An 18358-nucleotide genomic window follows, 5' to 3' on the forward strand; every position below is an offset into this window, starting at 1 on the left:
AGTTAATCTCCCGGGTGGGTTCTTAGAGTTCCGATATAATTGCGTTCGACAAAATTTTGCGTTGGTCTGTGATGCATCTGATGGAGATGAACGTAGATGAGCCTACTTCGATTTATCGTTCGCTCTTTTCACCCACTGTCCAACTTTGGAGTCGGTGGATTGGGATTTCACGGTGATAATCGCGGCTTCACTCATGAAGAGAAGGTGACATCACGGATCACAGCGATAGTTCAGATTGATTTAGAAGGGCAGTCGATAAGAAGAGAGACAGTCTTTTCCCACCCCAGCACCAGCCTCTTTGGCTGGTTCACGCAAGACTACTCAGCTAAGGAAACCCAACCCCGTTTCACCATGTTCAACGGCACGATCGATCCCTACCGTCCCGACGGCGATCAGGGAGTTCATCATGCATAGATATCAGGAAGGCGACGTCACTGACGAGCAATTTCGCGAGGTTTTTGGCGATAGAATAAACCCCGCTCATCTCAAGAAGTATTAGGAACTTTAATGTCTCTACCGCTTGTTACAACGTCTCGGGCCGGATTTGTTCTGATTGGCGCTTTCATTGGCGGCTTGTCGTTTGCGGTTGCGGGTTTCACCTTGGGACCCTTTTCGCTTGCGCATTGGATCGCGGGGATAGGGATCGTCCTTTTCGTCTATTATGTCCTTCCGAAGGTCATATCCATCGATGACGTACAATAGGTTGCGACATCGCAGTTTAAGTGAGGCAATAATGCCCCAAGCCTATCGCCTCGGCGATCTCTGCACCGGCCATGACAGCCGCGAACCGACCGCTGCCACGATAAGCAGCGGCGATGTTTTCGTGAACGGCGCGGGCCTTGTGCGCGAGGGCGACACGCTCGCGCCGCATGGCTGCCATGACGACGACCCGGAGGCGCGGGTGATTGCGGTCGGCTCCGGGTCGGTCTTTGTCAACGGCAAACCCGCCGCACGGTCGGGCGATCCGGTTTCATGTGGTGGCTTTGCTGCAGACGGGTCCGAGGATGTCTCGATCGGCGATTGATCCGCCCTGCGCAGAATCGTGGCAGGCCCCGAGGGGCAGGAGATCCACCCGGATGAGTATGGCCGCATCAAGCTGTGGGTCCCCTGGGACCGGCGCGCGGCAAAAGACGGCACCGACACCTGCTGGGTGCGGGTGCGCTGCAAAACTGGGCCAACAGCGCCGAAGACGCCGAGAAAGAAGCGCAAGAAGTGGACAGGGCTGAAGGCACGGCAGCAGAAGATGAGGGCTGCAGGGAGTGTGCGGAACGCTGTCAGCAAGCCGCCGGAAAGGTAAAGGACGCGCTTTATCGTAATAAGCGATCGCCACAGAATGGCGGAGGCGGCCATCACGGTTATCTCAACCGCATGATCGAGCAGGTATGCGGAAGATCGGGTCCAGGAACACCAGGATGGGATAATCACACCGATGAGTTAATCGGAGCTCAAAGAGAATTGAACAAACAGTTCGAGCCCTTCAGCGGTGACAATCCCTCTTGCGATCCGCAGGAGCACCTCTCCCGCGAGGAGCGTCAGGCGATCGATAATATCCTGAACGGGCAGAGGAATGGCTGGACGCCCGAAACAATTCCGTGGAAAGGACCAGACCATCCCGACTGCCAGAGCCTGCCGCAGGCGCGGGAAAGCGGACGGATGCGGGACTATCTGCCTATTATCCGCCCACCGCAGGGCAATCCTGGAGCACCGCTGGTATGATGAGAGTCAACATGGACGTTAAGACATTCGTTGCTGCTTTGGAAAAGCGACAATTGCTCAGATTACGAGGATCATGGTCTTGGCTGATCGCGGATCGTACCGGGGATTTTCAAGAGTTCCTCGGACGACCCATGACAAAATGGGACGCCATCCGACGCCGAACGAAGGCGTTTATTGGAGCCGAGAAACTCGTTCCCACGGACGGGCCCAACCAGCCTATTGCTGACCTCATGCGCGACCTCCTCCTCGGTCTTGCCGCCGAAGGTGAGGACGTACCGCGGATGCTCATATGGGCCATGTCGTTGGATGCGACCCTCCTGCCGGGATCAAAGCCTGACTATTGGAAGGGTGCACCGACGGACTGGGACGAAGAGATCAGCAGCTGGAAGCACCTCCCAGAAGGTAGCGCGCATCGTCAGCTTTATGACAGCTTCAAGCGGGAAGTCCTTTTGCCTGCGAAGCGGATCAGAACAGTACCCGGCGCGGGCTACTATGATGACGACTGGTGCGAAGATCCTTCTCTTAGGTCCGAGTGGGACCAGGTACTGTGGGACTGGTTCCTGAGCAGAGTGTGGATCGACCCGATAGTATACGCTGCCCAAGGCTACGACAAGATGCTTCGCCGCGAGTGGTGGCGGCGTTGGCGGGAGCGATTGGGGCCCGAGAAGGCGGCCGAGATCGGTGCCCCCCTCGAAGGCCGTAGGGGAACACCTCACTCCCTCGACGAAATCATGTCCATCGACCTGCTGCCCCCGTTCGAAACAGTCGCTGCGCCACCGGTCGGATCGTAAAAACGTTCGTTCACAGCATTTGCTTATTGGAAGATGACCATGCCGAAACCCATCTCGCTTCTCGGGCATATGCATATCTGTCCTCAGGTTGATCCCGGCCCCAAGCCCCATGTCGGTGGACCCGTTGTCAGAGCGGGGCAAAGCCTTGTGACGTTTAGCGGTGTTCCCGTAGCTGTCGAAGGTGGCAAATGCACATGCACTGGGATGCCCGGCCCGGATGACATGACCAAAGGATCGAGTCTTGTGAAAATCAATGGTAGGGGAGTGATGAGAATTGGCGACGATACCGGACATGGTGGCAAGCTGACAGTAGGCGTGCCAACCTTCAGATCTGACTGACCACGCTGTTTGTCCTAAATCCCTCGTTTTTGGCCGCGCGCCCTGCCCCGCCTAGGTGTGACCTTCACCGTTCTCTGGCGCTCTTTCTTCAGCGCTAAAGCATCGTCCATTTAATCTGCAACATATCCGGCAGCCTTGAAGAGGTTTCGGCACTCGTCTGGTGGGAAGAGTTGGCATGTCTGTGCAACGGATTGGAAAAGCGCTTCGAAGGTGCGGGCCTTGAGCCGTCTGAGGTGTGCCTTGAGTTTCGAGTATGCCATTTCGATTGGGTTGCATCAGTTTAAGAGCAGCTTGCGCAGCTTCTTTGCCTTTTTCCACAAAGTGCTTTTTATAAATCGCGTTATAGTGCTCTGTATCCTGATATTGGTGAGGCGTAAGCGAGACAGAAAGTACTGGAACGCCACTGTCGAGGCCTGCTTGCATCAGTCCATTCACAACAGCCTGAGCGACGAAGTCATGGCGGTAGATGCCACCGTCCACAACAAATGCCGCAGCGACTACCGCGTGGTATCGGCCTGTTGAAGCTAGGTCACGCGCAAGTAAGGGCATTTCGAATGCGCCTGGTACATCGAAGACATCGACGTTTTCTTTAGGGATTTTCTGAATGAAGCCTACAAGTGCCTGATCCACAATTGCTGCGTGCCAGCCTGCCTTGATGAAGGCATATCGGGTGTGTGTCATGGTAATCTCCTTTCCAAGTGACACGTCACCCAAGGCGATCACATGCGTCATGCTCAGCCAGCAGCCGAGCATCTGCACGTTCTCTTCCATCCGGACTATGACCGTCGGCTCAGGAGTTTCACCTGATCTGCTAGACCCTCCAAGCTTTATTGGAGGCGCTCGCGGGCTCAAAACCGTAGTTTCTTACCGCCGGTAGGGAATTCCACCCCGCCCTGAGAACGATGCGACCAAAATTAGTCGCATGGAATTGATATAGGATTGATTTATAGCGTCAAGATAAGCGGTCACGGCACAGCGGCCATTCGTGGCATTGCAGAAATCCGGTACACAGGGCTCGCAGTCAGGTTTCGCCGCCAGCTGTGCGATCTACGCCCTTCGATTTGCCAACGGTTGCTCATCGCGCAACATCTTGCGTTATCAATGGCTTGGCCAGAAGGCTCGATGGCCGCTTCGAACAGGCATGTTGCAAGAGCATTGCGGCGCTGGCATCGGTCCGTTCAGAGCCCACTTTGACGGATGCTGCGGGAGGAATGAATGGCGGCTTTGGCGGAGGCGCTTCTGTCTTATGAAGATCCAGCCTCCGACGCGTTCTGAACGCTAGCATTGAAGCGTCCGGCCTTTAACCTGAGGCATCAAGTAAAGGCCGGGCGCGCGCAAAGTCCGAATGTCGCGCTGCGTTCGCCTAAAAACTGTGATCCAGATTTTTGGACCAACGCTTTAATACGTCTGCAACGGCCGCACCGTCCCATTTCGCCGCTCCGCTCGAATGTAGCCGATCAGGCTCTTTCTCGCAGCAGCGCGCGCACCTCCTTATGCGAGCGAGGCGTGCAATCCATCGGACGCTTGCCGTCGCTGTTGCGGATTGCGGGATCGGCGCCGCGGTCAAGCAGCAGCGCGATGTCTGCGGGCTCATCGTTGCTGCGCACGGCGAGGTGCAGCGCCGTAGCGCCCGCCGCATCGACGGCATTGATGTCGATCCCCATCGCGATCGCGCGGTCAAGCACCGCGACCTCGTCTGGCCTCGCCGCCCGCAGCATCGTGGCTCGGTAAAGTCCGTGCAGGAATGTGCCGCCATCGACCGAGCGCTGGTGCGGATCGAGGTTCCACGAGAGGGCGAGGTCCAAGGTCGAAATTCTCGTACACCAATGTATCGTCGGGCGCCCGTCTCGCGAGCGGACCGTCGGGTCGGCCCCTGCAGCGAAGAGTTCGCGCGCGATGTCGAGCTTACCGATGAGGAGCGCTGTCTGAAGAGGCGTATGCGCGTCCTCTTCGTCGCCCAACACATCGAGATCGGCGCCTCCCCTAACGAGGACGTGAACCTTCTCTGCGCATCGTGCAAAGTGTAGAGCCGTCGAGCCGTGCGCGTCGCGCATATTCGGATCGGCGCCGCCATCGAGAAGGCGCCGCGCGCTTTCCGGCTCGGCCCAGAAAAGGGCTGTCTTCCCATTGTCTCCGCGCTGGTTCAGATCGGCTCCGGCTGCGATCAGAACGTCGAGCATGGCGTAGTAGTCCGCTGGCGTGATCTGGGCGCGCGCGCTGTCCGCGTAGTGCGCCTCGGCCTCGGCAGGCGGAAGAAACTTCCAGCCTCCCTCCGACCGCAAGCGGTCGAGATAAGCCTTGCGCGTCTCGGCAACAGTTCGGATCCGCATGTTCACCAAGTCGTAAACCGGCGGGTAGCGCTGACCTGGCCATCGGTCCACGCGCGCACCGGCCTCGATCAGCGCGCGGAGCGTTTTTACGCCTGCCTTGGCCACGGCGACAGAAACTGGTGTGATGCGCGTGTCGAGCGTTGCACCGGCGTCCAATAGGGCGGCGAGCGCCTTGCGGTCGTTGCGATCAACGGCATATGCCAGCGGCGTCCAGAACTCCTCGCTCCAAATCGCGAGCTCACGCAATCCCTCACTGCTCCACGTCGCGTCGGGTGAGGCGCCCCGCTCGATGGCGGCAAGAACGCGGTCGAAGCGACCTTCGCGCGCTGCCAATAGCATCTCGCGGTCGGCTTCGCCCGATTCAACGACCACCTGCGGCGGCGTGTCCGGCCGGCGCTTATCGGGATCGCTCCGCACCCAAGCAAGCCATTTGCGGCCGCTTTCCGAGTCCGCGCGCAGCGTGAACGTATATTCTCCCTCGTTCGGGTCGCCGAACGCCATCCAGTTCGCCCACTCCGTTCCGGCATGGCCGAGCTTCGACATCTCGTCGATGAAGGCGAAGAGATCGGGGGCGAGCGCGTGCCCGTGCAGCATGTCGATCTCGTGGCTCATGTACCGCACGGGATGGCGTTTACCTTCGTGCGGGGCCGCGTCGAGTGTCACCAAGTCACCGTTCGGCAGCGACCATACCCCGAAATGACCAATCCCCGAGTCCGGTCCATCGGCAACGTCGGCAAGCGCGTCTTCAGCGATCCAGTCGCGCAGGGCCACGATCCCCGGGCCCGCCTGTTCTGCCATCTCATCGATGTCCCACAGCGTTCGGAACCCCATCGAATGACAGGGTTTGTCTTCCCAATCCACCAACTGGAGATGTGCGGGAATCGACCAGCCGAAGCGGACCCGACGCGCGCGCTCTACAAGTGCGCGAAGCTGCGGCGGCATCGGCATGCCGCCGTTTCCCGCCTCCGCGCGTGTTATCTCAGCTTTGGTCGCGGGAGGCTCGATCACGAGCGGCGTGACCTTCCAACCGCGCGCCGTCGCCAGTGCCTCCCATCGCTTCCAGCGTTCAATCCAAACGGGCCAGAGATCTTCGAGCATGCGTAACCTCCTTTCGATCCGATTGGCCGGTCGAAATGGCCCCGGACGTTGTCCTTTTCGTATCACTTCCTCGAAGTGCTGCAAACGGAACGTAAGTTTCCGGTAGCAAAGTGCCGCTTAGCTACTCCGGAAGGGAACGGACCTTTGTGCACGCCGCAGCGAAAGCCCGGTGCGTCCCGCGACCCGTGAATTGCCTTCTACAGCCTCGCTGCACCATGCACGAATGGCAGCGATGTCCGCCGCCGCGCGGCGTCCTTGACCGAGTATCTGCGGCAGTTTCGACGCTGCGAGCGCTCGCAGCGAGAAAAGTCGGTGGCGGGGTTGGGCTCGCAGTCAGGTTTCGCCGCCAGCTGTGCGAACTACGGCCTTCGATTTGCCAACGGTTGCTCATCGCGCAACATCTTGCGTTATCAATGGCTTGGCCAGAAGGCTCGATGGCCGCTTCGAACAGGCCTGTTGCAAGAGCATTGCGGCGCTGGCATCGGTCCGTTCAGAGGCCAAACTGTCCGATGCTGCACGTTGCTCCAAAGGCTGCTTTTGGATAAGTTAAGATACTGCCGCGCATTGACCCCTTAATAATGGCGAAGGCGGTGGGCTTTGCTTGGAGGCAGCGTATAACACAGCGCCCTGTCATTCATTTGCGCGGTAGCGAAGTCTTTTACGGCGATACACTGCTTAAAGGTGTGTCCTCGGATGGCTTCGAATGTTTGGTTGACGACAAATACGGAATGTATGCCCAGAATGTGAAGGGCATTTGGTATTTCCAACAACACGGCGCGCGCCACACCACACGCTTTGTCACCGCAGATGCAAGTTGCTTTGAAGTTCTTGGTCACGGATATGCCGCTGACGCCGACACCGTTTTCTATTTTGGCCTGCCGATCAAATCGGCGATGCCATCAAGTTTTCGTGTCGTGAGTGACCTTTTTGCGGCAGATGACGGGGCCGTTTATGTCGACAGCAGTGCGGCAGAGGGTTTTCAAATCTGGACCGATTTCGACGCAGCTAGCCTTCAGTTTTTCGATGCCGAAAAGGGATTTATATCGGAAATTTTTGCGGATCGGTTCCAGATGTATGTCTTTAACCATCATTTTGTTCAGTACGCCGATCCCCACAGCCCCCGCTACCGCAAGCAGAAAGAGGTGCTCAGGAAGAGGTTACCAGACGCTACGGCATGGTGGAATCTCGCGGACAATTTTTCAAACGATCTTACCCCGATTGGTGAAAACTACTTCACCAATGGCACATTCGTCTTCTACCATTTCAAAAAGCACGACGACCCCCGCGTCCAGTATAGCCTGCCCCTACACGATGATAGCTACCTGATCCTGCCAGACGCCGACCCCGGGACGTTCAAGGCCCTCAATGGCACCTACGGCCTCGACGAGACTCATGTCTATTGCCTCAATAAAAAGATCACCGCCGATACGACCACGTTTCAGGTTCTGGAAGATGCCTTTGGTCACGATTGTGCGGGTCTTTGGTACAATGGTTTCCACGTGCCCGCGTGCTGCGTTTCAGATGTGAAAATTCATACCACGGAACGAAGCACCTTCGCCTTGGACAAGGATCACCTGTTTTGTGTCAAGGAATGCGTCCGTATCGGAAAAGGCAAGGGCTATGCCCGTCAACTTCGACTTGAAAAGAAGGGAGACCCCGGAAGCTTCAAGGTTCTAAGCCCCGCGTTCGCCAAGGACAAAAACCAGGTCTATTGGTATGGCGAAGTGTGGAAGGCCCCCGATCCTGAAACGTTTGAATGGGTGATGGAAAACAGATGTTCCGAATTCGCCAAAGATCGCCATCATCTGTATCGGGCCGCCGGAAAAAAGGTGTTCAAGCAGGTCGACGGGGCATCTTTCCAGCTGATCAATGCGTTTTGGGCCAAGGACAAAAAGAGTGTCATCTACATGGGATGGGGCGGCGACGTCTTGCGCCATGCCGATTACGACAGCTTCGAGGTTCTGGATGATGCCGGTTCAGCCCAAGATGCGCGCAAACACTATTGGGTGAGCGGTGATGAGGTAAAGTCTCGGCCGCGCTAGGACCTCTTTACCTCGTCGGTCCAGCTGGCCACCAGCGGAATTGCCGCATTGCGTGTGTGATGAAAACTCATTTTGTGCGAGCTGACTGGAGCACAGCGTTACGTTCATTCGGACCAAGAGACCCACAAGCCGACGTTCAGGTTCAAGTTTTCAATGGCCGCTCCGTCCGCGACCCGTGAATTGCCTTCTACAGCCTCGCTGCACCATGCACGAATGGCAGCGATGTCCGCCGCCGCGCGGCGTCCTTGACCGAGTATCTGCGGCAATTTCGACGCTGCGAGCGCTCGCAGCGAGAAAAGTCGGTGGCGGGGTTGAGCTCTTTCGTTGAATCCGCCGCACTATGCGCGAACGCCAGCTTTATCGAAAACGCTTAGAGTGTCATTTCGCCCCGTCCCGCAATGGACCCCTTTATGCCCTGCAATGGATTGTAGATCAGACCGTTGCAGGGCGGTTGCCTAGGATCTTTGGAGGATCACAATGCGATTGGAGTTGGTCCCGTTTTCGCCATTTGTGACCCCGAGTGTATGGGCCGACTTGGTGAAGGCCTGCTGGTTCACGACGACACAGATGCGCTTGCATGGCAGGCCTTCTGCGGCGTCCCAGACAAATCGCTCAAGTTCGACCTGACCACCTCGGATTTCACCAACTTCGATCGCGATGTAACCGCCCGGTTTTACGACCCGTATCTGCTCAATCAGAATGCGTCGGACCATGTTTGTCCAATCGGTGAGGGACTTATGATGAGAAAAGCCAACATCCTCGAGTGAGACACCGGCAAACCAAGCCCGCACCCAATTGTCCTTGGCGTAATCGACGACGTCAGCGAAGGGCGGTGAAGTGAGGGTCAGATCAACTGTGCCATCGGCAATCCAGGGGGTATCCCAGGCCGCCCCGACAGCGAGCTTGTGACCATGGGTATTGGGCACACACCCATGCCGTAGGAAGCCTTTGGACCTCGCTATAATGATCTCGTCAAGATCGCGCTCCGGCGCGGTCAAACCACTGCGCTCATTACGACGACGCTGAGCGGCAATCGTAGGTGTTGGCGCGTTGGGCTGCACGGTTTCCCTGCTCAGGTATGCAGAGGTATGACCCGTGAGACGGAACAGGATGGCCATCCGGATCCAGTCCCAAATAGGGTCGGGATGCGCGTCATCTACCGGTGCAAATTGTGCAAGTGCGCGGCGCATAGCCTCCAACTGCTGAAGCGTTTGAGGATGAAAGAAAACGAGCATGTCCTCGTGCTCAATCGGTTTAAGTTGCAAATCGAGCGTTTTGAGTTTTGCCCTAATATCGTCTGTTGTGATGGCTCTAAGCCTAGGACGGGTCATCATGAGGGAGAGGGGATTGATATCCGTGCTGTATGCGATGCGCCCCATCAATGCACTTTGGATCGCGGTCGTGCCACGGCCCCCGCAGGGATCATGTACGATACCGCCAACTGGTGAAAAACGCTCGATACAAAATGCGGCCAAATTACCGCTAAAACACGCATGATATGGCCCTTTTTGTATTGGATGGGACCCTCCGGCGTTGGGCCGCCAGAAGGCATTGATCAGATAGGGGATGTCATTCGAGATGCAGGCGTGGGTTTTTGAGCCTTGCCCTTTATAGGACCGAATTCCGCTCAGTATCTGATTGCATCTAGGTAAAGGACCTAACCCAGACCTTTTGAGAAGCGATAGGGGTGCATAGAGCGGACGTATCCGCCTTACCCGTACCGGACGACCCGTCGCATTACGCTGTGCGGGGACGGCGTTCGCATTTCCAGCCTTGCGTTTGTAGCCTGGCGGGCGCACGAGAGAAATGGGTAGTTGAGTAGACTGTAGTTCTGACATGGAACATCCTTTAAAAACAGAACAGCCGGAGCTGAAATTTGGCATCCGCTGCGGGGTGCTGTTTTCTGTTCTTAGGTATAGGGATGGTCCTTTATCAAGTTTCCCGAGGCGGAAATCTGTGGATATCTTAATGCGAAAAGCCATTTCAAATCAGTTAATTGCTCTTGCTTCAGCGATCCTTTCGGGGGACTTAGTCCATTGCGGCGCGACGCCGTGCGTCAGAAATCACCTTTTCAGGAAGATAAAAATTTCAATTACCCTTTCCGGAAAAATAGATCGTAACTGTCACGGTAGGGTAAGGAATCCAGAGTTTATTTATATAAAAATTTCCGAAAGAAAAATTTTCAAAAAAATTGGTATTTTTGAGCCTGGGCGCTCAATCCGGCCGACTTTGTGATTATGCCATGCGACCAAGCGGTTGACGATGACACTTCTGAAAAGTAAAGAACCACTAGGCCGCAATCTAGGTCAATCCTTGGGAAAATTTCAAACCTAAAACACACAGAATGACAGATCAGCCAACTCCTCGGTCTGAGAAACATAATAATTAAGTATCAATCCCTTGCTAAAGACAAAAAACCAAAGACCAAAAAAGAAATAGTGCGAGATATAACCGATACTAACGAACCCGTCTTTTAAATCGCCCAACCCTTCCGCCGAGGCCCATTGTCAAGAATACACGGATACCGATACAGAGCGTGCTGTGCATTCGCATACTGCCGCAGCGCTTCCAAAAATCCGCCACGGTCCTCAAGGATGCGCGCTTGAGAACGATTGCAGATGTGCCAGATGGACATGGCGGTCGTCTCATCTAAGGTATTGAACAGACGCCAGCCGACACCTGCGACCATCATCCAGCCCTCGGCGTTCATGCCGATAATTGGGTGATAGTCGTTGTTTGTTCTGAGCAGTACATTGGGCGTTCCAGTGTCGATCAGAACATCTTCCACAGAGAAGATTTGTTCAGGCGGCTCGTGGAAAGGCGGGGGGTCGTAGGCAAAAAGGACGAGGGCGATCATGTTCTGATGGGGGTGTGCATGGGTCATGGATGACTTCCTTTTGAGAAATTGATAACAGTGGACGCGGGCCAGTCCGACCGCACCGTTGTATGCGGTCGTAGCTTAGGAGCTCAGTCCATGTGGGAATGGTTGACGTCTTTGCCGCGTGCTGGTGCCAGCGCACCGGGGTCGATCCTGTTGAGGTGACGCGATATATCTTCCGCACGCAGGGACCTCTTTCGTGCCAACTCGCCAGCCAGCGACTCCAACACGCCATGATGCCGCGCCAACAGATTTGCTGCTTGCTTTTCGGCATGCATCAGTCGCTGGCGCACGCGGTCGCGAATTGCAGGCGTTTGAAGATGCACTGCGTCGGGGTCTGCATGCCAGACGAGCCCTTGGTGGCCCAGACCAAACCGGGTCTCTATCTCGATGGCCCAGCCCGTCGCACGGGCGAGGTCGGATGCGGCGGGGCCCCCGGCGCCTGCTGACACCTCTCCACAGATCAACATTTCGGCAGCGCGGCCGGCAAGACAATAGGCGATTTCGGCTTCAATGTCCTCAATCAGACCTTCGTTCGCGACGTTGAGGCGGACAATTTCGCCACCATGTTTGGTGATGGCCATGCTCTGGATACCAGCGAGACCCAGAGCGGCACCAGCCACGGCATGGCCCGCTTCGTGGGCCGAGATGCGCCATCGAACCGCATCATCCAACGGCGATGTCACAATTCCCATTTGTTCAGAAAGATCGCTTGCGCTGAGCAGTTTACGTGCGTGCCTTGCATCCGAGCGGGCGGCGCGAATTGCGGCATCGATGTCTGCCGCACTCTGGCCCACGGCTTGATGTGAAAGAGCGCGTAGATCAGCGGCTGCGATATCTTCTGCCAAGTGGTGATGCAGAATCCCATGGATCGCTTCCGCATCCGGCAATGGCACGTTGATCTTGAGATCAAAACGTCCCGCGCGAATGACGGCTGGATCTATACGCTCGAGATGATTGCACGTGCCAATGACAACGACGCCTTCCTCTTTAGCGATCGAGTCCATGAGGCCGAGAAACCCATTGATGACTTGGCCTCTGTAATTTGAACCATGTCGATCACGGTCGCTGCGCGAGCCGACAGCGTCAATCTCGTCAATAATCATCACCGACGGTGCCAAACGGCGCGCCTCGGCAAAGCTCTCTGTCATCGCACGCAGCATATCCCCTAGATGCCCCTGCGCCTGCCAGGCTGCAAAACTCGCATTCACGGTAGCGACACCCGCAGTGTTGCCGATCGCACGCGCGAGCCAGGATTTGCCTGTACCGGGCGGCCCAGACAGGAGCAGTGAGCGGCTGATTTCCTGCCACTCTGCGTGACCTTCTTTCCACGCAAGCAGATCATCGGCGATGCGGCGCGCAGCGACCAGGGCAGGGGTCTCGCCTGCGAAATTTGCGAGACGTGGCCCGTCCGTAGTCGCATTGCGATCTATCATCGCGTCAAGACGGTCGATCACCATCCGTGGAGTGGGTGCGCGCAATGCAGCGCAGATATCCAGCGTGCCGAGACGGGCAAGGTCTGCATCTCCCGGAAGGGCGTCCGACAGTGCATCAAGGTCCGGTATCTGATCATGGAGGTTTCCGCATGACAGATAAGCCGTCAGAATGTCGCGTGTGGGAGGGGCGTATGTCAGCCTCGTAGGATCGATGGCCATCAGATGTCGGGGGAGGGCGACACCGCGTGTTTGTAGGATCAAAACCGGTTCGATGCGATCAACGGACTCGGCAATGATTGTGTTGAACTTGCGTTGAGCGTTATTGGTGACTTTTTCATCAATGATATCCGGCGAGATGACCTGCCAGTCTGTGTACGGCAGGGCGAGCTTCAATGTGTCCTTCACCAAGCTCATGTCTGCCGGGTCGATATCTTCGATGACGGTTAACGCTCCGCAAAGCAGGCAGTCGTTGTATGTCTTTGATGCTCCAAAGGATGCGCCAAGACGGATCGCGGTCAGCAGCTGACGTGCGGGAACGTAGCGCGAAGGGAGCGCCGGGGCTTCCACCAGATGATCTCCGTCCTTGCCGTCATCGAAACGAGCGAAGAGCTCATCAAGTTCGGTGAGCGGTTCCATTTTATGGGCCGTGTCGGCCAAAGTCGCGCTGGGGACACCGTGGTGGCGGCGCAGGTTTTCGACGAGGCTGTATGCAAAATCGAGCCAGGCGGGTTGATTGGAGTGATAATAGGGCATAGCTGCACCCTCCCTTATACCGGGGAGATAGAATGCCCCCCGGACCTATTATCCGGGAGGATGAAATAACGGTGGCGATCGGCGGATCTACGCGGCGCTGCCTGCAATCTCGACTTCGATCCGGTCGAGGTGCTCAAGAATGACGGGGGCAAGCGATCCATCGTAGATCTCCGACACGACGCGGATCTGGTTTCTAAAACTTGATGGATTGACCACTTTATCAGAATGGTCCCGCTTAAGCCTTTTGTGCAGACTTTTCTCTAGAATAATCGCCTTCTGCCCAGTCGGCACGGCCACAACACGCAGGATGGTGCATGGCATTTCCGGATCGACCTTGAGTTGATGATGCAACCTGCTCTTGGGGTTGCGTGAAAAACCCACCTTAACCAGCTCGCGTCCTGTGGCAGTAACAAACGCCATCACGTAAATGAAACTCGGCGCAGCGGGCCAACCCAAACTGCATCCACCGCAGGAGAAGCGCTGTGTCTGGATGTTTGACCGTGCAATGCGTTGCTCGTGACCACACGTGATGTGACGGAATTCACGATAGTTTGGATCACCTTTGAGGTCTGGGCCAAGCAGCTCCCAGCCCTGCGCTTCAGCTTCCGCAGCCTCTGAGACCGCGTGGCATGTCTCACAACGCAGGCCCGTGGTGCCCGCGGCGACCCTTTTGATTAGCGCAAACTGGCGCCGGATTTCATGACCGCACGGTAGGCGGTAGTGGCCATAGTGGCGGTTGGAGGGGTCGCGCCGGAGGAACATCAGATCGGCAGCGATCGCATCGTCTTTCCAAGCCTGTTCCAAGCAGTTTTGGCAAAGCGGTGTGGCGCTCATCAACGTATAAAGACGGGTCTTGTTGATGTGACCACATTCTTTGCACTGCAGGGCAAGATGCAGGCGGTCTACGACGCGGGCGACGATGTCGAAGCGCTTTTTGCGCGCTTCGTCGGTCCATTTCGGTTTGATCGCTCCGGTGTGGATCGAAAATGGAAAATCATCGATGGTCATAATGTTGGGGGTGTGAAACGTGTTCATGGGGATGTCCTCCGCAAGGAAACAAAAATGGATCGACGCCATCACAACGGGGCACCTGACGCGGTCAGATGTGTGCGGTTGCGATGTGTATTGGATAGAGGGAGGCCCGGCCGTTGAGGCCGAACGAAGAGCTTAACCGAGCGTCATCACTTCGACCGTCTGTTCAATCGCGACCTCGCCATCATACGTCAGCAGCGTTGCCATCGTATCGATTTGAGATCTTGCTTGCGTCAGCATCAAAGTGCGTTCCTGTGCGGCCGGACCTGATCCGTTGCAATGGAACAGGTGCTCGAACCGGGGCAAGAGCCCGTAGAGATGCATATACATCTCTGGTTCTTCGGAGCCGATCATCGCCTCGATCAACATCGCCATACGCTTGAGCGGCTTGTCATCCTCAGCGATTACATCAGTGGCGAGAACTGTGAAAAGATTTGTCGTGACTGCCTCGAATGCGACTTCAGCATCCGTCAGCCAAGCACGAAACGCCGGGTTCCAGATGTCGACATCTTCGATGTCTCGCTCGGCCTCGATATGACTGTCAAGCGCAGGCAAAAGCGCCGCAAACGCGCTGGCCAGAGGGGTCGGGTAATGCGGAATGTCAGCTTTAAGCGCCGCAACGGGCGTGATATTGGAATTGTCAGCCATGAAAATCTCCTTCGAAGATTGGCGTGGTTAGGACCTTGGCATGAGTGCCAGCTCTGCCTTGGTCCGATTATAAGTTGTTTTCGAAAGCTTACTTGCGCCCTCTTGTGTATTATGAAATTAGGTAATCATTAAGTCAAGCAACTTTGGAAGAAAACTGCCATGTCGAATGAAAAAAAGAAAATGGGCCGTCCAGAAGTGGATACGAAGCCCGTTATGATCCGCATGTCGAGTGACATGATTGATGAAATTGATGCGTATCGTCGGACATTGGATGATCTTCCAACGCGGCCCGAAGTTGTCCGGCGTGTTGTGGCTGAATTCCTTGCAACGCAACGCAAGATAAGGAACTAGAATAACACCGGCATAAACCTTAGTCGGACAAATTGCCTATCCAAGAAGTAACGCAATGACGGTTCAGGCCCGGCAAAATTTGTCCTTCTCACAGCTTAAACGCCCCTTCGGAGACACACATGGCTACGGCGTGGGTCTTGTTCTGTACCGCGAGACGTTTCCGCGCGTTACTTAGATAGAATTTTACGGTTTTTTCTGAAAGATCGAGCAACACTGCCGTCTCCCACGATGTTTTCCCTCTGGCTGCCCACTGTAACACTTCCTTCTCACGTGGTGTAAGGGTGTGGCTTTGTGGTGTTACGGCGTCTGATTTATTCACTCCTTGGCCCAAACCATCGGGCAAACTTTTGCTCGCTAGAGATGGAGAAGGCAAATCTAATCGGGCAGTTGGCACACTGTAGGTCGTGATTTTGAATGCCCCGCATTTACTCGTTGTCAGCGAGAACGTTGCGTTTTCTGGCTCTGAATCACACTGTTCACGTTCGAGATCGGTATTCAAATCTGACTGATGTTGATCTGGACTATCGTTCATGGGTCGCCCCTTTCATTGTGAAAAGAGGCGTCCGGGTCAAAAGCCGGATGTTAGAATCCCCGTGCGTAGCCCGAGGCACCGCTGCCTTTAGCTTTCGCCTGGACATACGCAGCAGTCACCCGGCCGAATATCGACCGAGCTACGCATCAAAGAGGATTCTACGCCCCACGGGCAGAGTTCGCTACCCGTGCGAAGTTTTTGGCATGTCGGAGGCCAGACTTCAATCGCATACCGCCTTTTGACCGTAGTTACAGGTCGCAGGCTGTCTGACACGATGAAGCATGTCTCATTCGAACGACGTACGGAAAACTAAAAGACGATAAAGGAAAGAAGATCAGCATGAGTACAAAAGCAGCGTTTCAAAAAGGGTATGACGTTCAGCAAAAGGGGAACACGCAGATTGTTTCTTTTCGGGGTGATGGACTTACTTGGGCTGCTTATGTCGTTCTGCCTATTTCGATCTTGATCTTCCTTCTTTCAATGACAGCAATCCTGCCACTGTCATGGTGGCCTTTTCCGGTGATCCTGCTCCTTGGGGTTGGGTATCTGATCTATACAATGTTCCAACGCCAACAATTCACGATCACCCCGACGACCCTCATCAAATCCGGCGTTGAATACGAACTGGATCGCATATCGGAAGTCTATATCGACAATCCCTTGGATGGTGATGTCATGTTGACCGGCCATCCCACATTCGTTTTTGGCGGTACGGGCGCTGCGGGTGCATCAGTCGCGGCGATGGGCGTAATGGCTAGTGCGACAACATCTGCAATGACAGGTGCCAGCCTTGCCATTGGACGCTCCGCAGCAAAAAGGCGGTATCGGGTGAAGATCAGATATGGTGCGAAAACGGTGAAGCTTGGACGCAATTTGAAGCAAGACCGCGCGATCTCATTGTTCCACCTTTTGACTGATGACCAGCAGACAAAGCCCTGAACCCCATGCTGCCAGACAACCAACCGTGAGGGACCCGTGGCTCTCTCCCGCACGATGTTCCCATCGTCAATGACCAACTTTCCCCTTCGCAAAGGAATAACACATGATGTCACGAACCGCTTTGATCGCAGCGCTCGGGCTAATGACTGTCAGCCCGGCTTTCGCCGAAACCTACCTCAACCCGGATCAGGCGTGGTGGGGCCAATTCTTAAACGCTGTGGACGGTGACCAACCGAATTATGAGCAGATTGCAAAAAAGGATCCGTCGTATCTTGCCGCAGACGAATTCGATCGCGATGACGTGCTTGCAGGTCTGGTTTCCGAGCTCGAACGAGAGCACGAAGCTATCAATTTAGACACGGCCGAGGTCACCGTTACCATTCGCGCCAAGCTTGGTGAATACAGCTCCCGCGATGAAGGGTTCCCGGTGAATCTCTTTATGCCGAACATGCATTTGCCAATCGGTGTGAACAAATTGTTCTTCCGGAATTTTGAAGACTACCGGATTTTTCCGGCCACGCGGGAGGAGGGGAAAGCGCTGCGCGATCGCATCGGCACCCAGGCCCTCGCTGTGGATGTGACCCTTACCGATATTCGGAAATCGACAACCAGACCGCGCGCGTACGAGGGGTTTGTCTCGAAAGTAGTATATACCGCATCGGACGGGTTGGTGGTCGGAGAACATACCGCGACCAAGGACGCACCGCTTTCGAATGACGTGGCGGCGCAGCAGGTGGCCGACATCCGGCAAAAGATCATCGATTTGGCGGGCATCCCTGATCTGGGCACCACATGGAAAGATGCAAAGGCGGAAATTCAAAAGGCCTACCCGTTCAGCGCCAGCGATGACTTTGCCTATACTGGCCAAGGCAAAATTATCGCCTATCAGTTCGATGCCGGATCCGTCGTGACCGATGAGCCCCATGACGCGTCGCGCACCTTCGATGTTTATCTTCAGCAGGTCGACGGTGCATGGCGGACCAGCCGTGGCTTCGCCATGGACTTGAACGGAGTTGATATGCTCAGCACGAAAGGTGTTGGTCCGGGAATTACCTGTTACACATCGGAGGTTTTGGATCGCTGCGCCGTGTTGGAATTCTCGCCCTCGAATGGTGGGCATGTGCTCACGCGTGCGTATGGCGTGATCGAGCTCGAGCGATCCGAGACACCGCGTCAAACTTTCGAAAAGTTTGTCGGTGAAAATGTCGGCGTGTTTGAAGGATTCACCTCAAAAATCGACTATGACGCGGGATCGGTACAGCTGGGCAGCACTCCGAAATACATCGGCGTTCGTGGTGTCCCCGCCTATGCTGCAGGAGCTGGTGGGCACCGGGAAGGTCCTCCGATGTATGACCCACTTGAAAATACGTCTGGCGTCAATCCCGTTGACCGAGAGATCGCGTTGTTTGCGGTCGATGGATCAGACAGCCGTGTCCCGCTGATATTCGTGTTGCAGTGATATTATGGCCCTAC

General features: G+C 55.7%; 17 protein-coding genes, 2 pseudogenes and 1 riboswitch. Of the genes and pseudogenes, 10 read left to right on the forward strand and 9 right to left on the reverse strand.

Features of this window, described 5'->3' with window-relative positions; translation table 11 throughout:
- The first annotated feature begins 96 nt into the window (after window positions 1–96).
- The 5 genes from ACG74X_RS19405 (at window position 97) to ACG74X_RS19425 (ending at window position 2846) form a co-directional block, all read left to right on the forward strand.
- A complete protein-coding gene (locus tag ACG74X_RS19405) occupies window positions 97–414 on the forward strand; it encodes a hypothetical protein (RefSeq protein ID WP_411236985.1) in 318 nt (105 codons plus the stop codon).
- A 319-nt stretch (window positions 415–733) separates the two neighbouring features.
- Window positions 734–1024, forward strand: coding sequence for a PAAR domain-containing protein (locus tag ACG74X_RS19410; RefSeq protein ID WP_411236986.1), 291 nt, complete (start codon window positions 734–736; stop codon window positions 1022–1024).
- A gap of 74 nt (window positions 1025–1098) precedes the next feature.
- A complete protein-coding gene (locus ACG74X_RS19415; protein ID WP_411236987.1) occupies window positions 1099–1716 on the forward strand; it encodes a hypothetical protein in 618 nt (205 codons plus the stop codon).
- Between the two features lie 11 nt (window positions 1717–1727).
- Window positions 1728–2507, forward strand: a complete 780-nt coding sequence (locus tag ACG74X_RS19420) for a hypothetical protein (protein WP_411236988.1) — start codon at window positions 1728–1730, stop codon at window positions 2505–2507.
- A 69-nt stretch (window positions 2508–2576) separates the two neighbouring features.
- Complete coding sequence (locus tag ACG74X_RS19425; protein ID WP_411237031.1) at window positions 2577–2846, forward strand: PAAR domain-containing protein; 270 nt, start codon at window positions 2577–2579, stop codon at window positions 2844–2846.
- Window positions 2847–2956: 110 nt separating this feature from the next.
- Here ACG74X_RS19425 and ACG74X_RS19430 read toward each other — a convergent pair.
- The 3 genes and pseudogenes from ACG74X_RS19430 to ACG74X_RS19440 form a co-directional block, all read right to left on the reverse strand.
- Window positions 2957–3118 (reverse strand): annotated as a pseudogene (locus ACG74X_RS19430) (IS630 family transposase); the annotation flags it as partial.
- A pseudogene (locus ACG74X_RS19435) lies at window positions 3117–3527 on the reverse strand (6,7-dimethyl-8-ribityllumazine synthase); the annotation flags it as partial. The pseudogenes ACG74X_RS19435 and ACG74X_RS19430, both read right to left, overlap by 2 nt.
- A gap of 74 nt (window positions 3528–3601) precedes the next feature.
- Window positions 3602–3751: riboswitch (FMN riboswitch) on the reverse strand.
- 552 nt (window positions 3752–4303) lie between these two features.
- Window positions 4304–6274 (reverse strand): ankyrin repeat domain-containing protein, encoded by a 1971-nt coding sequence (locus tag ACG74X_RS19440; protein WP_411236989.1) that lies wholly within the window; start codon window positions 6272–6274, stop codon window positions 4304–4306.
- A gap of 638 nt (window positions 6275–6912) precedes the next feature.
- Between ACG74X_RS19440 and ACG74X_RS19445 the strand changes: the two genes are divergently transcribed.
- The gene (locus tag ACG74X_RS19445; protein ID WP_411236990.1) at window positions 6913–8316 is read left to right on the forward strand and encodes a DKNYY domain-containing protein; all 1404 of its coding nucleotides are present in this window, start codon (window positions 6913–6915) and stop codon (window positions 8314–8316) included.
- Window positions 8317–8771: 455 nt separating this feature from the next.
- Here the strand turns inward: ACG74X_RS19445 and ACG74X_RS19450 are convergent, their stop codons facing one another.
- The gene (locus ACG74X_RS19450) at window positions 8772–10199 is read right to left on the reverse strand and encodes a DNA methyltransferase (protein WP_411237032.1); all 1428 of its coding nucleotides are present in this window, start codon (window positions 10197–10199) and stop codon (window positions 8772–8774) included.
- Here ACG74X_RS19450 and ACG74X_RS19455 point away from each other — a divergent pair.
- Window positions 10153–10551: a hypothetical protein gene (locus ACG74X_RS19455; RefSeq protein ID WP_411237034.1), complete on the forward strand. Its 399-nt coding sequence runs from the start codon at window positions 10153–10155 to the stop codon at window positions 10549–10551. The genes ACG74X_RS19450 and ACG74X_RS19455 overlap by 47 nt on opposite strands.
- 238 nt (window positions 10552–10789) lie before the next feature.
- Here the strand turns inward: ACG74X_RS19455 and ACG74X_RS19460 are convergent, their stop codons facing one another.
- The 4 genes from ACG74X_RS19460 to ACG74X_RS19475 form a co-directional block, all read right to left on the reverse strand.
- The gene (locus ACG74X_RS19460; RefSeq protein ID WP_411236991.1) at window positions 10790–11200 is read right to left on the reverse strand and encodes a hypothetical protein; all 411 of its coding nucleotides are present in this window, start codon (window positions 11198–11200) and stop codon (window positions 10790–10792) included.
- A gap of 83 nt (window positions 11201–11283) precedes the next feature.
- Window positions 11284–13383 (reverse strand): AAA family ATPase, encoded by a 2100-nt coding sequence (locus tag ACG74X_RS19465; RefSeq protein ID WP_411236992.1) that lies wholly within the window; start codon window positions 13381–13383, stop codon window positions 11284–11286.
- A gap of 87 nt (window positions 13384–13470) precedes the next feature.
- Window positions 13471–14418 carry a GIY-YIG nuclease family protein gene (locus tag ACG74X_RS19470; protein ID WP_411236993.1) on the reverse strand — a complete coding sequence of 316 codons (948 nt, stop codon included), beginning with the start codon at window positions 14416–14418 and terminating at the stop codon, window positions 13471–13473.
- 132 nt (window positions 14419–14550) lie between these two features.
- The gene (locus tag ACG74X_RS19475) at window positions 14551–15063 is read right to left on the reverse strand and encodes a hypothetical protein (RefSeq protein ID WP_411236994.1); all 513 of its coding nucleotides are present in this window, start codon (window positions 15061–15063) and stop codon (window positions 14551–14553) included.
- 159 nt (window positions 15064–15222) lie between these two features.
- Between ACG74X_RS19475 and ACG74X_RS19480 the strand changes: the two genes are divergently transcribed.
- Window positions 15223–15414 carry a hypothetical protein gene (locus ACG74X_RS19480; RefSeq protein WP_411236995.1) on the forward strand — a complete coding sequence of 64 codons (192 nt, stop codon included), beginning with the start codon at window positions 15223–15225 and terminating at the stop codon, window positions 15412–15414.
- 88 nt (window positions 15415–15502) lie between these two features.
- Here ACG74X_RS19480 and ACG74X_RS19485 read toward each other — a convergent pair whose 3' ends face one another.
- Complete coding sequence (locus tag ACG74X_RS19485; protein ID WP_411236996.1) at window positions 15503–15946, reverse strand: helix-turn-helix domain-containing protein; 444 nt, start codon at window positions 15944–15946, stop codon at window positions 15503–15505.
- A 339-nt stretch (window positions 15947–16285) separates the two neighbouring features.
- On the opposite strand from ACG74X_RS19485, the gene ACG74X_RS19490 reads away from it, so the two are divergent.
- Both ACG74X_RS19490 and ACG74X_RS19495 read left to right on the forward strand, forming a co-directional pair.
- Window positions 16286–16885, forward strand: a complete 600-nt coding sequence (locus ACG74X_RS19490) for a hypothetical protein (protein WP_411236997.1) — start codon at window positions 16286–16288, stop codon at window positions 16883–16885.
- A 121-nt stretch (window positions 16886–17006) separates the two neighbouring features.
- The gene (locus ACG74X_RS19495) at window positions 17007–18344 is read left to right on the forward strand and encodes a hypothetical protein (protein WP_411236998.1); all 1338 of its coding nucleotides are present in this window, start codon (window positions 17007–17009) and stop codon (window positions 18342–18344) included.
- Window positions 18345–18358: the final 14 nt, after the last annotated feature.

Origin of the sequence: Marivita sp. S0852 (assembly GCF_046591575.1) — a bacterium.
GTDB lineage: Bacteria > Pseudomonadota > Alphaproteobacteria > Rhodobacterales > Rhodobacteraceae > Marivita.